The organism is Ruegeria sp. CDSC051, from assembly GCF_059610665.1.
The window spans coordinates 1-15,859 of sequence record NZ_JBXWOC010000006.1 but is presented as its reverse complement, the minus strand read 5'-3'; the positions used below and the strand labels follow the sequence as shown (position 1 = coordinate 15,859).

15 protein-coding genes are annotated in these 15,859 nt (G+C 58.9%); 8 read left to right on the top strand and 7 right to left on the bottom strand.

Annotation, left to right across the window (positions count from 1 at the left end):
- Positions 1 to 16 precede the first annotated feature (16 nt).
- Complete coding sequence (gene serB / locus AC2FH0_RS14735) at positions 17 to 895, bottom strand: phosphoserine phosphatase SerB (protein ID WP_496789688.1); 879 nt, start codon at positions 893 to 895, stop codon at positions 17 to 19.
- 187 nt (positions 896 to 1,082) lie between these two features.
- On the opposite strand from serB, the gene AC2FH0_RS14730 reads away from it, so the two are divergent.
- Positions 1,083 to 2,600, top strand: a complete 1,518-nt coding sequence (locus tag AC2FH0_RS14730) for a malonate--CoA ligase (protein ID WP_496789687.1) — start codon at positions 1,083 to 1,085, stop codon at positions 2,598 to 2,600.
- On the opposite strand, the gene AC2FH0_RS14725 is transcribed toward AC2FH0_RS14730, so the two are convergent.
- The 5 genes from AC2FH0_RS14725 to AC2FH0_RS14705 all read right to left on the bottom strand — a co-directional run bounded on the left by AC2FH0_RS14725 (position 2,587) and on the right by AC2FH0_RS14705 (position 8,302).
- Positions 2,587 to 3,324: a metallophosphoesterase family protein gene (locus AC2FH0_RS14725; protein ID WP_496789684.1), complete on the bottom strand. Its 738-nt coding sequence runs from the start codon at positions 3,322 to 3,324 to the stop codon at positions 2,587 to 2,589. The genes AC2FH0_RS14730 and AC2FH0_RS14725 overlap by 14 nt on opposite strands.
- A gap of 118 nt (positions 3,325 to 3,442) precedes the next feature.
- A complete protein-coding gene (gene serA / locus AC2FH0_RS14720) occupies positions 3,443 to 5,038 on the bottom strand; it encodes a phosphoglycerate dehydrogenase (RefSeq protein ID WP_496789683.1) in 1,596 nt (531 codons plus the stop codon).
- A 65-nt stretch (positions 5,039 to 5,103) separates the two neighbouring features.
- Positions 5,104 to 6,285: a phosphoserine transaminase gene (locus AC2FH0_RS14715; RefSeq protein WP_496703248.1), complete on the bottom strand. Its 1,182-nt coding sequence runs from the start codon at positions 6,283 to 6,285 to the stop codon at positions 5,104 to 5,106.
- A 199-nt stretch (positions 6,286 to 6,484) separates the two neighbouring features.
- Positions 6,485 to 7,579 (bottom strand): Gfo/Idh/MocA family protein, encoded by a 1,095-nt coding sequence (locus AC2FH0_RS14710; RefSeq protein WP_496709359.1) that lies wholly within the window; start codon positions 7,577 to 7,579, stop codon positions 6,485 to 6,487.
- A 12-nt stretch (positions 7,580 to 7,591) separates the two neighbouring features.
- A complete protein-coding gene (locus AC2FH0_RS14705) occupies positions 7,592 to 8,302 on the bottom strand; it encodes a GntR family transcriptional regulator (protein WP_496789682.1) in 711 nt (236 codons plus the stop codon).
- Between the two features lie 107 nt (positions 8,303 to 8,409).
- On the opposite strand from AC2FH0_RS14705, the gene AC2FH0_RS14700 reads away from it, so the two are divergent.
- From AC2FH0_RS14700 to AC2FH0_RS14675, 6 genes are read left to right on the top strand one after another with little or no spacing between them, the layout of a single operon-like run.
- Positions 8,410 to 9,564, top strand: coding sequence for an LLM class flavin-dependent oxidoreductase (locus AC2FH0_RS14700; protein ID WP_496789680.1), 1,155 nt, complete (start codon positions 8,410 to 8,412; stop codon positions 9,562 to 9,564).
- The gene (locus AC2FH0_RS14695; RefSeq protein ID WP_496789679.1) at positions 9,564 to 10,454 is read left to right on the top strand and encodes an aldo/keto reductase; all 891 of its coding nucleotides are present in this window, start codon (positions 9,564 to 9,566) and stop codon (positions 10,452 to 10,454) included. The genes AC2FH0_RS14700 and AC2FH0_RS14695 overlap by 1 nt, the downstream gene beginning before the upstream one ends.
- On the top strand, positions 10,454 to 10,969 hold the full coding sequence (locus AC2FH0_RS14690) for a flavin reductase family protein (protein WP_185956692.1): 516 nt from the start codon (positions 10,454 to 10,456) through the stop codon (positions 10,967 to 10,969). The genes AC2FH0_RS14695 and AC2FH0_RS14690 overlap by 1 nt, the downstream gene beginning before the upstream one ends.
- 53 nt (positions 10,970 to 11,022) lie before the next feature.
- Positions 11,023 to 11,610 carry a TRAP transporter small permease gene (locus AC2FH0_RS14685; RefSeq protein ID WP_496689969.1) on the top strand — a complete coding sequence of 196 codons (588 nt, stop codon included), beginning with the start codon at positions 11,023 to 11,025 and terminating at the stop codon, positions 11,608 to 11,610.
- Positions 11,611 to 12,900, top strand: a complete 1,290-nt coding sequence (locus AC2FH0_RS14680; protein WP_142637247.1) for a TRAP transporter large permease — start codon at positions 11,611 to 11,613, stop codon at positions 12,898 to 12,900.
- A 24-nt stretch (positions 12,901 to 12,924) separates the two neighbouring features.
- Complete coding sequence (locus tag AC2FH0_RS14675) at positions 12,925 to 13,986, top strand: TRAP transporter substrate-binding protein (protein WP_142637250.1); 1,062 nt, start codon at positions 12,925 to 12,927, stop codon at positions 13,984 to 13,986.
- Positions 13,987 to 14,017: 31 nt separating this feature from the next.
- Here AC2FH0_RS14675 and AC2FH0_RS14670 read toward each other — a convergent pair whose 3' ends face one another.
- Positions 14,018 to 14,488: a tetratricopeptide repeat protein gene (locus AC2FH0_RS14670; protein WP_496692579.1), complete on the bottom strand. Its 471-nt coding sequence runs from the start codon at positions 14,486 to 14,488 to the stop codon at positions 14,018 to 14,020.
- An 84-nt stretch (positions 14,489 to 14,572) separates the two neighbouring features.
- On the opposite strand from AC2FH0_RS14670, the gene AC2FH0_RS14665 reads away from it, so the two are divergent.
- Positions 14,573 to 15,772, top strand: coding sequence for a cytochrome-c peroxidase (locus AC2FH0_RS14665; RefSeq protein ID WP_282022004.1), 1,200 nt, complete (start codon positions 14,573 to 14,575; stop codon positions 15,770 to 15,772).
- Positions 15,773 to 15,859: the final 87 nt, after the last annotated feature.

Sequence of the window (15,859 nt, the reverse complement as noted above, 5' to 3'; positions counted from 1 at the left end):
AGGGAAGCCCCGGCTTTCAGGCTTGGGCAAATTCCTGCCGCGCATAGCCCTGCAGATACAAAAGCGCGGTCAAATCGCCATGGTTGACGCGCACTTCGCATTGTTCCGCGACCGAAGGCTTTGCATGCAGCGCAACCCCGGTTCCGGCCCGGCCCAACATACCCAGATCATTTGCCCCGTCACCCACAGCGATCACATCGTTTTCGGACAGGCCCAGACGCTTGGTAATCTGTTCCAGCGCGTCGACTTTGGCCTGTCGTCCCAAAATCGGTCGCTGCACATCGCCGGTCAGCTTGCCGTTTTCGGCCAGCAGAGTGTTGGCACGGTTTTCGTCAAACCCCAATTCACTGCCCACCTTGGCAGTAAACGCCGTGAACCCGCCCGAGACCAGCGCCGCATAGCCGCCATTGGCGCGCATCGTCGCGACCAGCACCTTGCCGCCGGGCATCAGGGTGATGCGTTCGGCCAGAACCTTGCCGATCACAGCCTCATCCAACCCTTTCAGCAACCCGACCCGTTCGGTCAGCGCGCCTTCGAAATCCAATTCGCCATTCATTGCGCGGGCCGTAATGTCCTTGACGCGGTCGCCGACACCGGCCTCATCCGCCAATTCGTCGATGCATTCCTGCTGGATCATGGTGCTGTCCATATCCGCCAACAGCATCTTTTTGCGCCGCCCCTCGGCAGGCTGCACGATCAGGTCAACGCCAAGCTTCTGCAAATCACCCCAGACATCCCACTGGTTGCCCGGAAGTTCCTGCAGCGCGAACTCTGCCGCCTCATCCGGGCTGAGCCAGATGATCTCGGCCCCGCCCCAGGCATTCCGCAACGACTCGACCAGCGCCAAATCCAGCGCGCGCGTTTCGGGATTGGTCAACAGGGTGGCAACATACATAGTCTATCTCCGGCGAATTCACCTGCGATTAACGCAGATAGCCCCCGATCGCCAGAAGACAGTTTGTCCGCAGCAACCTCTGGCACATCATGCGGACAGAACGGCGACCGATTGCGCCATTCAGGGCTTTACCAGCACGCCATTCCAAGACAGATTCGCCAGGACTGGACAGAAAGGAACTCGGTAAATGGGCAACCCGCTTTACGATCGCTTGTTTAGCATTCACGCGGGCAAAGAGACGCCTTTCCTGCATCTGCCCAACGGTCAGGTGCTGACCCATTCTGATTTCCTGGACATGGCATCTCGGTTGGCCAATACCCTAATCGGCTTTGAGCTCGAACCCGGACAACGCGTTGCGGTTCAGGTGCAAAAGTCGCCCGAAGCGCTTGCGCTGTTTGCTGCTTGTGTGCAGACCGGTCTGGTTTTTCTGCCACTCAACACTGCCTATACGGTCAGCGAACTGAGCTATTTCATCGAAAACAGCGGCGCTGCGCTGGTGGTCTGCGATGATGTAAATAAGGCTGGTCTGGCACCCGTCGCCGCCGCCCAGAAGGCGCGGCTTGAAACGCTAAACGCTGATGGATCCGGCAGCCTGATGCGGCGTGCTCTGGGTATGCTGCCTGCTTTCGAGCCGGTCAACCGCACCGAGGATGATCTGGCCGCCTTCCTGTACACGTCCGGCACGACCGGCCGATCCAAGGGCGCGATGCTGTCACAGGCCAATCTGCTGTCGAATGCCGAAACATTGGTACGGGAATGGCGGTTTACCGACGATGACGTGTTGCTGCATGCTCTGCCAATCTTTCACACTCATGGGCTGTTCGTGGCAACCAACGTGGTACTGGCTTCGGGCGGGTCGATGATCTTTCTGCCGAAATTCGATCTGGATGAGGTACTGCGGCATTTGCCTGATGCAACCGCGATGATGGGGGTTCCGACCTTCTACACCCGTCTGTTGGATGACGACCGGTTCACCGGCGATCTGGCACGTCATATGCGGCTGTTCATCTCGGGCTCGGCCCCAATGCTGGCCGAAACGCATCAGCAGTTTGAGGCCCGCACCGGGCACCGCATTCTTGAACGCTACGGTATGACCGAGACCAACATGAACACCTCGAACCCCTATGACGGTGAACGCCGCGCCGGATCCGTGGGGTTCCCCTTGCCGGGCGTTGAGCTCAAAGTGACCGACTCTGAGACGGGTGAAACCTTGCCACAGGGCGAAATCGGCATGATCGAGGTGCGTGGCCCCAACGTCTTTCAGGGCTATTGGGAAATGCCCGAGAAGACCGCAGCAGAGTTGCGCGAGGACGGGTTCTTTATCACCGGCGACCTTGGACGTGTGGACGCGGACGGCTATGTCCATATCGTCGGACGCGGCAAGGACCTGATCATCTCGGGCGGGTACAACATCTATCCCAAAGAGGTCGAACTGGTGCTGGACGACCAGCTCGGTGTTCTGGAAAGCGCAGTTATCGGCGTGCCCCATCCGGATTTCGGCGAAACCGTGTTAGGCCTGTTGGTAGCCGAACCAAACAAGTCGCCCGACCTCGAGGCCATCATGGCAAGCGCACAGACCCAACTGGCGCGATTCAAACATCCCCGCAAGCTGATAGTGCTGAACGAATTGCCGCGCAATACGATGGGCAAAGTGCAAAAAAACGCGCTACGCGAAGCTTACAAAGACCTGTTTACCGAAGACTAGGTCTCAGCGGCGCGCGCGCCTGTGCGGTCAGCAACCAGCAATCACGGCCCTCGAACACGGCAGTGGCCAACGGATGACCATAGCCCGCGCCCGCATCCAAATTGATCCGATTGCCGCAATGTTCCGCCGCATCCACAGGGGTGTGACCATGCACGATCAGCCAGGGGTGCGGGCCAGATTCAACCAAAAATTCCTGCCGTATCCAAACCAGGTCATCTTCGGATTGCTGCGACAGTGGAAGACCAGGCCTGATGCCAGCGTGGACGAACAGCAGCTCATCCTCTTGATGGTAAACTGGCAAAGCGTTGATGAAATCCAGATGTGCTGGCGGTACGGCGGCACAGGCCCGTTCATGGACCTGATAGATGCGGTCATTGTCCGTGACTTCCACCCCGTAGGAGGCCAGCGTGTCCCGACCACCCAGCCGTGGGTTCAGCCAGCTCAGCGTGACGGGTAGTTGCTTATCTGCAATTTCGCGCTCTTGCACGAAGCGAGCCATCATACGGTCGTGGTTGCCCTTGACCATGACCCAGTTGCGCCCCGCCTTTTGGCCTTCGATCAGCAGGTCCAGCACGGCGCGGCTGTTCGGGCCTCGGTCGACATAGTCACCCAGAAACACAATCTTTGCATCTGGCCCGCCATCTGCCTCGATCCGCGACAGCGCAACCTGCAGCATGCCGAGCTGGCCGTGGATGTCACCGATTGCATAAATTGGCGAGGACATGGAAAACCCTAAATCAACAGGAACACCCTGCTTGTGACGCGTCTTGGCGGCCGGGAAAAGAAAATACCCACGCCTTGGAAGACGCGGGTATGAAGTGTCTCAGATATTCAACACCACCTCAGGCAACGTCGAACTCCAGCGGTTTGATTTGCGTGAACAGGCCGGTTTCGGCCAGCTTTGCCCGCGCCTCGGCTGGTACGGGTTCATCAACATAAAGCAAGGCGATCGCCTCCCCCCCTGCCTCGGCGCGTCCGAGGGTAAAGTTCGCGATATTGACGCTGTGCTCACCCATGGCCTGACCTAACGCACCGATGATACCCGGCACATCTTCGTTCGTGGTATAGAGCATGTGCGCGCCCACCTCGGCGTCGATATTGATGCCTTTGATCTGAATGAAGCGCGGCTTGCCATCGCTGAACACGGTTCCGCCGATCGAACGCTCGCGTTTCTCGGTCACGACGGTCACCTTGATATAGCCCTCGAAGGCGCCAGACTTGTCCTGATTGGTGGTCGAAATCTGAATACCACGTTCCTTGGCCACAACCGGAGCCGACACCATGTTCACCTCGGGATTGAACTTTTTCATGATCCCGGCGACGGCCGAACAGTTCAGAGCGGCAAGGTTCATTTCCGACGCAACACCATCATAGAGGATGTTGATCGCCTTGATCGGCTCATCCGTCATCTGACCGATGAAACCGCCCAGATGCCCGGCCAGTTTGATCCAAGGCCCCATGACCTTGGCCTCTTCCGCCGTCACGCTGGGCATGTTCAGCGCGTTTTCCACCGCGCCGGTCAGCAGGTAGTTCGAGATTTGCTCGGCCACCTGCAATGCTACATTTTCCTGCGCCTCGGTCGTTGCGGCCCCCAGATGCGGCGTGCAGACGACGTTGGGCAGGTTGAACAGCGCGTTTTCCTTGGCAGGTTCCTCGCTGAACACGTCAAAGGCGGCCCCGGCGACATGGCCGGATTGCAACATCTCGGCCAGCGCCTCTTCGTCGACCAGACCACCACGGGCACAGTTGACGATCCGCACGCCCGGTTTGGTCTTGGCCAGATTCTCACGGCTCAGAACATTACGGGTCTGATCAGTCAGCGGCACATGCAGGGTGATGAAATCGGCACGGGACAGCAGTTCGTCCAGCTCAACCTTTTCCACACCCATCTTGGCGGCCTTCTCTTCACCCAGATAAGGGTCATAGGCGACAACCTTCATTTTCAGGCCCAGGGCACGTTCGCAGACGATCCCGCCGATATTGCCCGCACCAATGACGCCCAAGGTCTTGTTGGTCAGCTCGATCCCCATGAACTTGGACTTTTCCCATTTGCCCGCATGGGTCGAAGTACTGGCCTCGGGGATCTGCCGCGCCACGGCGAACATCATCGCAATCGCGTGCTCGGCTGTGGTGATCATGTTGCCAAAGGGCGTGTTCATCACGATGACGCCCTTCTTGCTGGCGGCATCCTTGTCGACATTGTCGGTGCCGATGCCGGCGCGACCTATGACTTTCAGCTTGTCCGCATGTTCCAGCAAGGTCGGCGTGACCTTGGTGGCCGAGCGGATGGCAAGACCGTCATACTGGCCAATCACTTCGGCCAGTTTATCTTTGTCCTTGCCCAGATCGGGCATGAAATCCACGTCGATGCCGCGGTCGCGGAAAATCTGAACAGCGGTTTCACTGAGTTTGTCAGAAACGAGTACTTTGGGAGCCATGTCTGTGGTCCTTGAATGTAATGAGATGTCCGGGCCTGAGGCGGCCCGGTGAAGATTGGGAAAGATCAGGCGGCTTCAGTTTGTGCTGCGAGCTCAGCCTCGAAGGCCCAGGCTAGCCAGGGCAACATCGCTTCGATATCCGAAGTTTCGACTGTGCCGCCGCACCAGATACGCAGACCCGCAGGTGCGTCGCGATAAGCCCCGATATCCAACGCGATATTCTCGGCCTCCAACCGCTTTGCAACGGCCTTGGCGAAGGCTGCGCCGTCCCGAATGCGCGCATCGGTGAATTTCAGACAGACAGACGTATTCGACTGCGTCGCCGGGTCGTCAGCCAGGTTGGCGATCCAGTCATTCTGCTCGCAGAACGCATGCACCGCACCGGCATTCGCATCGGCCCGGCCAATCAATCCCTGCAGACCACCAACCGAGCGCGCCCAGTCCAATGCGAACAGATAGTCCTCAACCGCCAGCATCGACGGGGTGTTGATCGTGGCGCCAGAAAAGATACCATCGATCAGCTTACCGCCCTTGGTCAGGCGGAAAATCTTGGGCAATGGCCATGCGGGGGTATAGCTTTCCAGCCGCTCCACAGCGCGCGGGGAAAGGATCAGCATCCCATGCGCCGCCTCTCCGCCCAGAACTTTCTGCCAGCTAAACGTGGTCACATCCAACTTGTCCCACGGCAGGTCCATCGCGAAGGCCGCCGAAGTCGCATCGCAGATCGTCAAACCCTGACGGTCATCCGCAATCCAGTCACCGTTTGGCACCCGCACGCCCGAAGTCGTGCCGTTCCATGTAAAGACCACGTCATGGAAGAAGTCGACCGAGGCCAGATCGATGATCTGCCCATAATCGGCTGTTTTCACTTCGGCGTCGATTTTTAGCTGCTTGACCACATCCGTGATCCATCCCGAGCCAAAGCTTTCCCAGGCCAGCATCTCGACCTTGCGTTCACCCAACAGCGACCACAGCGCCATCTCAACCGCGCCGGTGTCAGACGCGGGAACGATGCCGATCTTGTAATCTGCTGGAATGCCCAGCACTTCACGCGTACCTTCGATGGCCGCTTTCAGCTTGTCCTTGCCAACAGCAGCGCGATGCGAACGGCCAAGCGCTGCGTCAGCCAGTTTGGTCAGGTCAAATGTGGGGGGTTTGGCGCAGGGCCCCGAGGAAAAGCGCGGATTTGCCGGCCGCGTTTCAGGTTTGCGCACGGCGTCATTCGATGCCGGTTGTTCGATAGTCATGTGTATTACCCTTCCAGATACACGCCCCTCGTTGGGGAGGGGTGTCCCACGGACAGAGCTAGGGTGCAGACGCAGCATCAACAAGCGAAAAAGACTCATTAGAAATCAAAAACGACAGGTTTTTATGCGCAAGTTGGGGGAGCGCGTTTCCGATAGGCGCAATTTCGTCACCGGCTCAGCGCATCGTCCTTGTTGCCTATCAGGTCAACCGAACGGCTTCACCCGTTGCCAGCGCCTGTTGTGCCGCCAACCCCATACGAACGGCCCACAGACCATCCTGCAGCGTCACATCCGGCGCGGCGCGCTCGCCTCGAACAAGCGCAAGGAACCCCTGATGCTGGTAATAGGTCGAGCCATTGTGATCCCCGGCGGCCAGCAAGCGCGGGTCAACGGGGATGTCTTGTGACACCGGCCCTTTTGGATTACGCGGGCTGACAATGACCTGCGGCACCGGCGGGTCACCCAGATGATCGGGCCAAAAGCGCCCCGGCCCCGGCACCAGCGCCTCGATCTTGGCCTGCGGTCCTGTGGCCGAGATTTCCTCTTGGTACCGCGATCCTTCGGCGAACATGCACAGTTCCAGCATCGCCCGCGTGCCGTTGGCGAAATCAACCAGAACATAACCGTGATCCAGAATATCCGGCATTTCCCCATCATAGCTTTCGTCCAGATGGTTTACCGCCTGCCCACCGCTGGCGGTGATCCGCACCGGATCGGACCCAAGGATCAGCCGCATCAGGTCGAAGAAATGGCAGCATTTCTCGACAAATGTGCCGCCGGTATTGCGGTTGAACCGGTTCCAGTTGCCGACCTTTTCCAGAAAGGGAAATCGATGTTCCCGGATCGTCAGCATCTGCACCCCGCCGGTGGATTGGAGCCCTTTGATCAAAGCAGCAATCGGAGGCATATAGCGATATTCCATCGCCACCCAGATTGGATGGGGATAGTCACGCTGCACCGTTTCCAGCCGCGCTGCATCCTGCGGATCGGTAAAAAGCGGCTTTTCCACCAACAGGGGCAGTGGGCGCATCGCCGCGATGTCGCAGATTTGATCTACATGCAGGTGGTTCGGGCTGGCGATAACCAGGCAATCCAGATCCTCGATCGCCAAAAGATCCGCTACTGATCCCACCATCTCGGCCTCCGGTGCAATCTCTTGCGCGGCGCGGGCCATCTGCGGGTCGGGCTCATAGATCGCCGCCACCCGCGTGCCATCCAGCAGAGCGATATTGTGCAGGTGCTCCTGCCCCATCATGCCGCATCCGATCAGCCCGTAATTGATGGTCCGGGTCATGCGCGTTTCCTTTTACTTCAAGCGTTGAACATAGGTGGCCCGATCCGGATCGAACCAAGTTTTAGAGAATTCGACGGGTTCGGCCTGTTCTGACCAGCTAAACCGCTCGATATACCCGACGGTCTGCCCAGCGGGCTTGGTGAAGCCCGTCGGTGTCCAATCGGGCAGCACCGCGATTGAAACCCTGTCTTCGGCCCGCGTGATCCAGAACCCCAACTGCTGCTGATAATAGCGATACAGCGAGTCAGACAGCAGGTCGCCGTCGATCAAACCCACTGATTCGTCGAGCCATATCTCTTCGACCGCGATGATTGTGTCATTCAAATAGCGCATCCGGCGCACGCGCGACCCCGTGGCCGCGGCTCCGAAACCGGGCAGATTGGCAGGCTTTTCCAGATGATCGACCGACAGGATATCCGCACTTGGCAAACCGCCCCCTTCGGGCAGCTCAAGCCGGAACATCGCATAGACGCTGTTCTGCGTTCCGGTCTCACGGATGTAATTGCCCGAGCCCTGAATGCGTTCCAACATCCCTTTTTTCTCAAGCTCGGACAGCGATTTTCGCAGGGTCCCGACCGAGACATTCAGGTCCGCCGCCATGTCCCGTTCCGGCGGCAGGCGCTCACCGTCAATCAGACGGCCGGCCGCAATATCGCGGATCAGCAGTTCTGCAATCTGAACATATATCGGAAGGGCATTGGGGTTTCGGCTTGTGGGGGGCACGTCGGGGCGCTTCGATTGGTCACAGGAAAAATTGATACACTATTGATCTACATCAATGTGATTGCTACGCAAGAGAAAAAGCAAATCCATTGCGGAGACCGACTCAGATGACGATCGTCCCAATCACCTCCCCCGATCTGAACGCGGCCGAGGTCTCGTGGTTTTCGGCTCTGTGTTCAGATGACTATCAGTTTCTGGGGATGCCCGATGGCGATCTGCGGTCCAGCTGGGACCACTGTTCCACCATCGTGAAAGAGGCCGAGGCACAGGGGTTTCGCAACATCCTGTGCCCGTCATCCTATCAGGTCGGTCAGGACACGCTCAGCTTTGTTGCTGGATGCGCACCGATCACCGACAAGATCAACCTGCTGGCCGCGGTGCGTTGCGGTGAAATGCAGCCCATCATGCTGGCCCGCACCATCGCGACGCTGGATCACATGTTGCAGGGGCGTTTGACGGTCAACATCATTTCGTCCGATTTCCCTGGTGAAAAGGCAGACAGCGCGTTCCGTTATCAACGCTCGCGCGAAGTCGTCGAAATCCTGAAACAGGCTTGGACGCGGGATGAGATCAACCATGCGGGCGAGGTCTATAATTTCTCGGGCCTGACCACCGACCCAGCCAAACCCTATCAGACCGGCGGACCACTGTTGTATTTCGGCGGCTATTCCCCATCTGCGCTCGAACTGTGCGGAGAGCATTGCGATGTCTACCTGATGTGGCCAGAAACCAAGGATCAACTGGCCGGGCGGATGCAGGCGGTTCATGCGGTAGCCGAGAATTACAACCGGACACTGGATTACGGCTTGCGCGTTCACATGATCGTTCGCGACACCGAGGCCGAAGCGCAAGAATACGCGGATTACATCGTATCCAAGCTGGACGACGAATACGGTCGCGCCATCCGCGAACGGGCGCTGGATTCCACCTCGCTGGGTGTGGCGCATCAGGCCAAAAACCGCGATCTGGCGGATGAATACGGCTATGTCGAACCTGGTCTCTGGACAGGCGTGGGCCGGGCGCGGTCTGGCTGCGGCGCAGCGCTTGTGGGCTCCACCGATCAAGTCATGACCAAGATTGAAGACTATCAAAAGATGGGCATCCGCGCCTTCATCTTCTCGGGCTATCCACATCTGGACGAGGCCCGCCATTTCGGTGCCCGCGTGATGCCCAACCTGAAAACCTGCTCGCTGCCCGAGGAATACGGACGCGTGCCCAAAACCACCCCGGCCACCCCGCTGGGCAACGGAGTTCGCCGCTAATGCAACGTGTAAAGCTTTCAGACACGCTGGAAATGAGCCGCCTGGTATACGGAATGTGGCGCTTGGGTGATGACAGTGACACCTCGGCGGATCATGTCGAAGCCAAGATACAAGCCTGCCTGGATCAGGGCATCACCACATTCGATCAGGCCGACATCTATGGCGGTTACGCGGCCGAGGCGGTTTTGGGCAACGCCTTGCGCGCCAACCCGGCGCTGCGCGCGCGGATGGAGATCGTCACCAAATGCGACATCGTTGCGCCGATGGGCCGATACGCGGATGCGAAGGTAAAATATTATGACACATCGCGCGCGCATATCCTGAAATCGGTTGAAACCTCTCTGACCGAGATGGCAATCGATCATGTCGACCTGCTACTGATCCACCGCCCTGATCCCTTCATGGACCACCATGAGACCGGCGCAGCGCTGGACGAGGTCGTGGCCAGCGGCAAGGTGGGCGCGGTTGGCGTATCGAATTTCCGCCCGTGGGACTGGACCCTGCTGCAATCAGCTATGAAGACCCAACTGGTCACCAACCAGATCGAGATCTCGCTGGGCGAAATCCGCCCCTTCACCAATGGCGATCTGGCGTTTCATCAACAGCATGGGCAGCCGGTGATGGCGTGGTCGCCGCTGGGCGGTGGACTGCTGATGGCCGGGAACCCTCCGGTCGGCGTGGTCGCGGATGAGATCGCGGCGGAATTCGGAGTGGACCGGGCAGCAGTGGCCGTGGCCTTCCTTCTGGCACATCCTGCAGGCATCCTGCCGGTGCTGGGCACCAATAATCTGGGCCGGATCAAACAGATTTCGGACGCCTTCAAAGTCAATCTGGATCGCGAGAGTTGGTACCGCCTTTATGAGGCGGCACTGGGCCATGAGGTACCATGATGAATGCAATGTCACAGGACATGAACCATACTTTCATCCCACACAAGGATGACACCCGCACCCTGCGCGATGCGTTTGGCCGCTTTGCCACCGGAGTTACCATCGTCACCTGCAACAGCACGGACGGTCCGGTCTGCATCACCGCCAACAGTTTTTCGTCCCTGTCGCTGGACCCGCCCCTGATCATGTGGGCTGGCGACCGCAACTCGCGCCGCTTCCCCTATTTCCACAAGGCGCGCCATTTCAGCGTTCATGTATTGTCCTCTGAACAGGCCGAGCTGTGTTTCGGCTGCTCGAAAAACGCCTTTGCGTTGCGGGACATCGCCCATGGGCATTGCTCGAATGGCACCCCTCTGCTGCCGGATTGTCTGGCACGGTTTGAATGTGAACAACACGCTTATCACGACGCAGGCGATCATGTGATCGTGGTGGGCAAAGTCCTGAAGGCCAGCATAAGCGATGGAGACGCGCTGACCTTCTATGCCGGAAAACTCGGCCAATTCGCGCAGTCCTAAGCGCGCTCTGACGACTGCGGGACAAACCCGCGGCTGACATAGGGAGGAAACGCATGGGCGGACTGGCAACGATGCTGGCGCCGATTGCATTCGTGAACGAAACCGTGCTGCGATTGGGCCGCGCGGTTGGCGTCGTTGCGATTGCATTCATGGTGACCGCAATCCTGATTCAGGTATTCTTCCGATATGTGCTAGGCAACGCACTGCCCTGGCCGGATGAGGCCGCCCGGTTCTGCATGCTCTGGATGACGGGTCTGATGGCCCCGACCGCATTTCGCCGCGGCGGGTTCGTGGCCATCGACATGGTGCCCCTGATGCTTCCGCGCGTATTGGGACAGATACTGATGCTCGCGCTGCTGTTCGTGTCACTGGCGGTGCTGCTGGTGGCGGTTAAGATCGGCTGGTCCGAAGTGACCGGGTTCGGGGGCAAATTCGCAACCGCCGCTTTGTATATTCCCACCTCATTTGGCTTTGACGAATGGTACCGCGTCCCGCGCAGCTGGATGATGGCCTCGCTGCTGGTAGGGGTGGCCCTTCTGATCGTAGTAAATGTCGAGCTGATCCTGCGCGCGATTGTCTCGCTATTGGGGGGCGCAGACCTGCTGCCTGAAATTGCCGACGCACCGGTGGGGGCTGAATAGATGCTGATCTGGTTCCTGCCCACCTTCCTTGTTTTCCTGATGATCGGCCTGCCGGTCTTTTTCGCCCTTTTGGCCGCGCCGGGCATCCTGCTGTGGTTGAATGGTCAGTCCAATGACATCACCCTGCTGTACCGCAATGTCTATAACGGCATGGACAGCTTTCCGCTGATGGCCATCCCCTTCTTCATGCTGGCCGGAGAGCTAATGAACCGCGGCGGGATAACCATCCGTCTGGTGGAATTCAGCCAAGCCTTGATGGGCCATTTTCGCGGCGGGTTGGCGCATGTGAACGTGCTCAGCTCGATCCTGTTTGCGGGACTTTCAGGCTCTGCCGTGGCGGATACATCAGCGCTGGGTTCAATGCTGATCCCGGCGATGGAGAAGCAGGGCTATACCCGCAAATTTGCCGCGGCAATCACGGCGGCCAGTTCCGTCATAGGCCCGATCATCCCGCCTTCTGGCATCATGATCATCTATGCCTATGTCATGGGCGAAAGCGTTGCGGCGCTGTTTCTGGCCGGGATCGTGCCGGGCGTAATGGTTGGCGTTGGCCTGATGCTGATGATCAAATTCATGGCCGACAAGTATGATTTTCCCGTTGCCAGCCGCAAATACACATGGGGTGAACGGGGTCAGGCCAGCCTCAAGGCGTTCTTTCCACTGCTGACTCCGGTGATCATTCTGGGTGGTATTCTGGGCGGTATCTTTACACCGACCGAAGCCGCAGCGGTGGCCGTCGGCTATGCCTTTCTGATCGGCTTTTTCATCCTGCGCACCCTGACGCTCAAAGAAGTGCCCGAGATCCTCAGCAATGCCGGCCTGACCTCTGCCGTCGTTCTGCTGCTGGTGGGGGCGGCGATGGCGTTCAAAACCGTGGTCAGCCTCAGCCATGCGCCAGAACAGCTGGCCTCGCTGATCCTCAGCCTGTCGGAAAACCCGCTGATCCTGCTGTTTCTGATCAACCTGCTCTTGTTCGTTGTCGGCATGTTTCTGGATGCCGGGCCTGCGATCATCATTCTTGGGCCGATCCTGGGACCGATCTTTACCAGCCTCGGCGTCGACCCGATCCACTTTGCCATCATCATGAGCGTCAACCTGACCGTTGGTCTGGCCACACCGCCCATGGGGCTGGTGCTGTTCGTGGCCGCCGCCGTGTCGCGCGAAAAGGTTGAAACCATTGCCAAGGCGATCCTGCCGTTTCTGGCCGTCGAAATCATCGTGATCTTTCTGATCACCTACATCCCCGCATTATCCATGACGATCCCGAGGATAACGGGATTTGCCAACTAACTGAGTTCCACAGGGAGGAAACGCATGCTCAGAACCTTTATCAAAACCGCAGCGGTGGCCACGTCGCTGGTCGCCGCATCAGCCATCGCGGCCACGGCAGCGGATTATACGCTGCGCGCCACGGCCAACTCGAACGAAAATGACGAGGATTATGACGGTCTGATCGTTTTCAAGAACTATGTCGAAGCCGCTTCGAACGGCGCGATCGAGGTCGAGCTGTTCATCGGTACGCAGCTGTGTTCGAACGGCGCGGAATGCCTGCAGGGTGTGGCCGATGGAACCATCGACATCTATATCTCGACCTCGGGCGGGGCGTCAGGCATCTTTCCCTATGTCCAGGTCCTCGACCTACCCTACCTGATGGCGGATGACCGGATTGCCGAGCACGTTCTATCCGGCGATTTCACCCGCACCATGCGCGACATGGCGCTTGAGGATTCCGGCGGCGCGATCCGTCTGATGACCATCGGCAACACTGGTGGCTGGCGCAACTTTGCCAACACCCAGCGTCGCGTGGCTGAACCAGCTGATATGGAAGGGTTGAAAATCCGCACCGTGGTCGCTGACCTGCCACAAGAGCTGGTTAAAGCCTTGGGTGCATCGCCCACCCCGATCCCGTGGCCGGAACTGTTCACCAGCTTTCAAACCGGTGTGGTTGAAGGCTCCAAGAACGGCATCACCGACATCATGGGCATGAAATTCCCCGATGCAGGCCTGCAATATGTCACCCTGGACGGCCATGCCTATATGGGCGCTCTGTGGTGGATGAATAACGCCAAGTTCCAGGAGATGCCCGAAGACATGCGCCGTGTCGTGGTCGATGGGTTCTATGCGCTGCAGCAGGCCACCTTTGCCTCACCCAAGCGCAAGTCGATCCAGGCCTATGAGGATTTCGTCGCCGGTGGCGGTGATCTGTACGTGCCGACACCCGAGCAGAAAGCCGCGTTCAAAGAGGCGGCAACCCCGGTCTACGAGTGGTTCCAAACCAACGTCGGTCGTGGTGATGAGGTCTTCACCGCGCTCACCGAAGCCGTTGCAGCGGCCGAGGCAGACGTCAACGCATCGCGTGACGCGGACCTGAACTAAGCCATTTAGGGTCGGGCGTTTGGCCCGACCCTCACCGAAACGGGTACATCCACCCTTTATAGTCGTTGACCAGAACATGGGCTCTTTCAATCTGCTCCGGCGACATTTTCTTGACCACTTCCTCAAGGCTGATTGCCGCGTCGGGATCGCCGCCAATGGCGCTGAGCGTGTACCACATGTAAGCCCGCACAAGATCGGGCGCAGGCATGCCCAGACCCAGTTCGTAATACCAGCCGATCCCCGATTGTGCGCCCGGATGCCCCTTCATCGATGCGCGCAGATACCATTCAAAGGCCCGTTCATAATCCTGCTCGACTCCAAGACCCAACCCGTACATCACGCCGATCAATTCCTCGGCCTCGGCATTGCCGGATCGGGCGGCGGGCAGCAGTTCCTCGCGCGCGGCCTCGAACGCGCCGGCCTCCATCATGTCACGCGCCTGTTCCAGCTCGGCCAGCGCAGGGGTCGCAAGCATACACAGGGCAAATATAATCTGGCGCATGGGATTGCTTTCCTTTTCGCCGGCGCAGCCGCAGCGCAAGAGCTGCCACGCCCGCTGACCGATGATGATTTCCTGTCCTTTGATATGGAACAGGCCGCCATCGGTCATCAACTGTTTTACGATCCAATCCTGTCGGGCAATCAAAACATCGCCTGCGCCCATTGCCACCATCCCGATTTCGGAACATCCGACGGCCTGTCGCTGGGTATTGGCGAAGGCGGTCAGGGGTTAGGCCCCGATCGCACGCCGGGCACTGGGTCCGACAAAATCCGCAAGCGTATTCCCCGAAATTCGCCCGGCCTTTGGAACCTCGGGGCGAAGGACATCCATACTGTTTTCCATGACGGACGACTGAGTATCTCGGATGTCTATGGCAACGGCTTCAACTCTCCGGCGCAGGAATGGTTGCCCGCGGGATTGAATTCTCTGCTGGCCGCGCAGGCGCTGTTCCCGCTGACCTCGCAGTTTGAGATGGCCGGGAATGTTGCCGAAAACCAGGTGACTGGCGCTGTGCATGACCGGATCGACAAGGGCTGGCCGATTCTGGCGAAACGCGTCCGTACCGACCCGCGATACGGCCCCGCCATGGCCCGCGCTTTTGATGAGATCGAAACGCCTGAAGACATCACCATCACCCAGATCGCCAATGCTCTGGCCGCTTTCATGGCCATCGAATGGCGCAGCACCGACAGCCCGTTTGATCAATATCTGGCTGGGAACACCGATGCTCTGACACCAACCCAAAAGTCCGGGATGGCCCTGTTCTACGGCAAGGCGCGCTGTGCCACCTGTCACTCTGGCCCGCTATTGTCGGATCAGAAGTTCCACGCGCTGGCCCTTCCGCCCTTTGGCCCCGGTCGCACCCGGCAATGGGACCCCAATGTGCGGGACGTAGGGCGCATGGGCGAAAGCGACCAGCTAGAGGATGCGTATCGCTTTCGCACCCCCATGCTGCGCAATGTCGCCCTGACCGCGCCTTATGGCCATAACGGAGCCTTTCCTGACCTCGACAGCATCATTCGCCATCATCTGAACCCGCAGGACAGCCTTGCGCATTGGACTCCCGAGATGGCCGCCTTGCCCAAAGTCCCGTGGCTGCAACAGGTTGATTTTGCGGTGTGGAACGACCGGTTCGAACTGGCGCGACAGCGTCGTCAGGTCGACATCATCCCGATGGAGCTATCAGACGTCGAGATCAGCGAGTTAGTGGCCTTCCTGAACGCCCTGACGGGCACAAGCGTGGACACGCCGCCATTCGGCGTGCCCAAGGGGTTCGAACCCTGATATCAGCCTCTTACTCTGCGGCTTCTTCGTAAGCGTCCATTGGTGGGCATGTGCAGATGAGGTTTCGGTCTCCGTATGCGTTGTCGA

Excerpts from the sequence above, each read along its gene's own strand:
- serB (WP_496789688.1), bottom strand. The coding sequence starts at position 895 with ATGTATGTTGCCACCCTGTTGACCAATCCCGAAACGCGCGCGCTGGAT.
- AC2FH0_RS14730 (WP_496789687.1), top strand. The coding sequence starts at position 1,083 with ATGGGCAACCCGCTTTACGATCGCTTGTTTAGCATTCACGCGGGCAAA.
- AC2FH0_RS14725 (WP_496789684.1), bottom strand. The coding sequence starts at position 3,324 with ATGTCCTCGCCAATTTATGCAATCGGTGACATCCACGGCCAGCTCGGC.
- serA (WP_496789683.1), bottom strand. The coding sequence starts at position 5,038 with ATGGCTCCCAAAGTACTCGTTTCTGACAAACTCAGTGAAACCGCTGTT.
- AC2FH0_RS14715 (WP_496703248.1), bottom strand. The coding sequence starts at position 6,285 with ATGACTATCGAACAACCGGCATCGAATGACGCCGTGCGCAAACCTGAA.
- AC2FH0_RS14710 (WP_496709359.1), bottom strand. The coding sequence starts at position 7,579 with ATGACCCGGACCATCAATTACGGGCTGATCGGATGCGGCATGATGGGG.
- AC2FH0_RS14700 (WP_496789680.1), top strand. The coding sequence starts at position 8,410 with ATGACGATCGTCCCAATCACCTCCCCCGATCTGAACGCGGCCGAGGTC.
- AC2FH0_RS14695 (WP_496789679.1), top strand. The coding sequence starts at position 9,564 with ATGCAACGTGTAAAGCTTTCAGACACGCTGGAAATGAGCCGCCTGGTA.
- AC2FH0_RS14690 (WP_185956692.1), top strand. The coding sequence starts at position 10,454 with ATGAATGCAATGTCACAGGACATGAACCATACTTTCATCCCACACAAG.
- AC2FH0_RS14685 (WP_496689969.1), top strand. The coding sequence starts at position 11,023 with ATGGGCGGACTGGCAACGATGCTGGCGCCGATTGCATTCGTGAACGAA.
- AC2FH0_RS14680 (WP_142637247.1), top strand. The coding sequence starts at position 11,611 with ATGCTGATCTGGTTCCTGCCCACCTTCCTTGTTTTCCTGATGATCGGC.
- AC2FH0_RS14675 (WP_142637250.1), top strand. The coding sequence starts at position 12,925 with ATGCTCAGAACCTTTATCAAAACCGCAGCGGTGGCCACGTCGCTGGTC.
- AC2FH0_RS14670 (WP_496692579.1), bottom strand. The coding sequence starts at position 14,488 with ATGCGCCAGATTATATTTGCCCTGTGTATGCTTGCGACCCCTGCGCTG.
- AC2FH0_RS14665 (WP_282022004.1), top strand. The coding sequence starts at position 14,573 with ATGGAACAGGCCGCCATCGGTCATCAACTGTTTTACGATCCAATCCTG.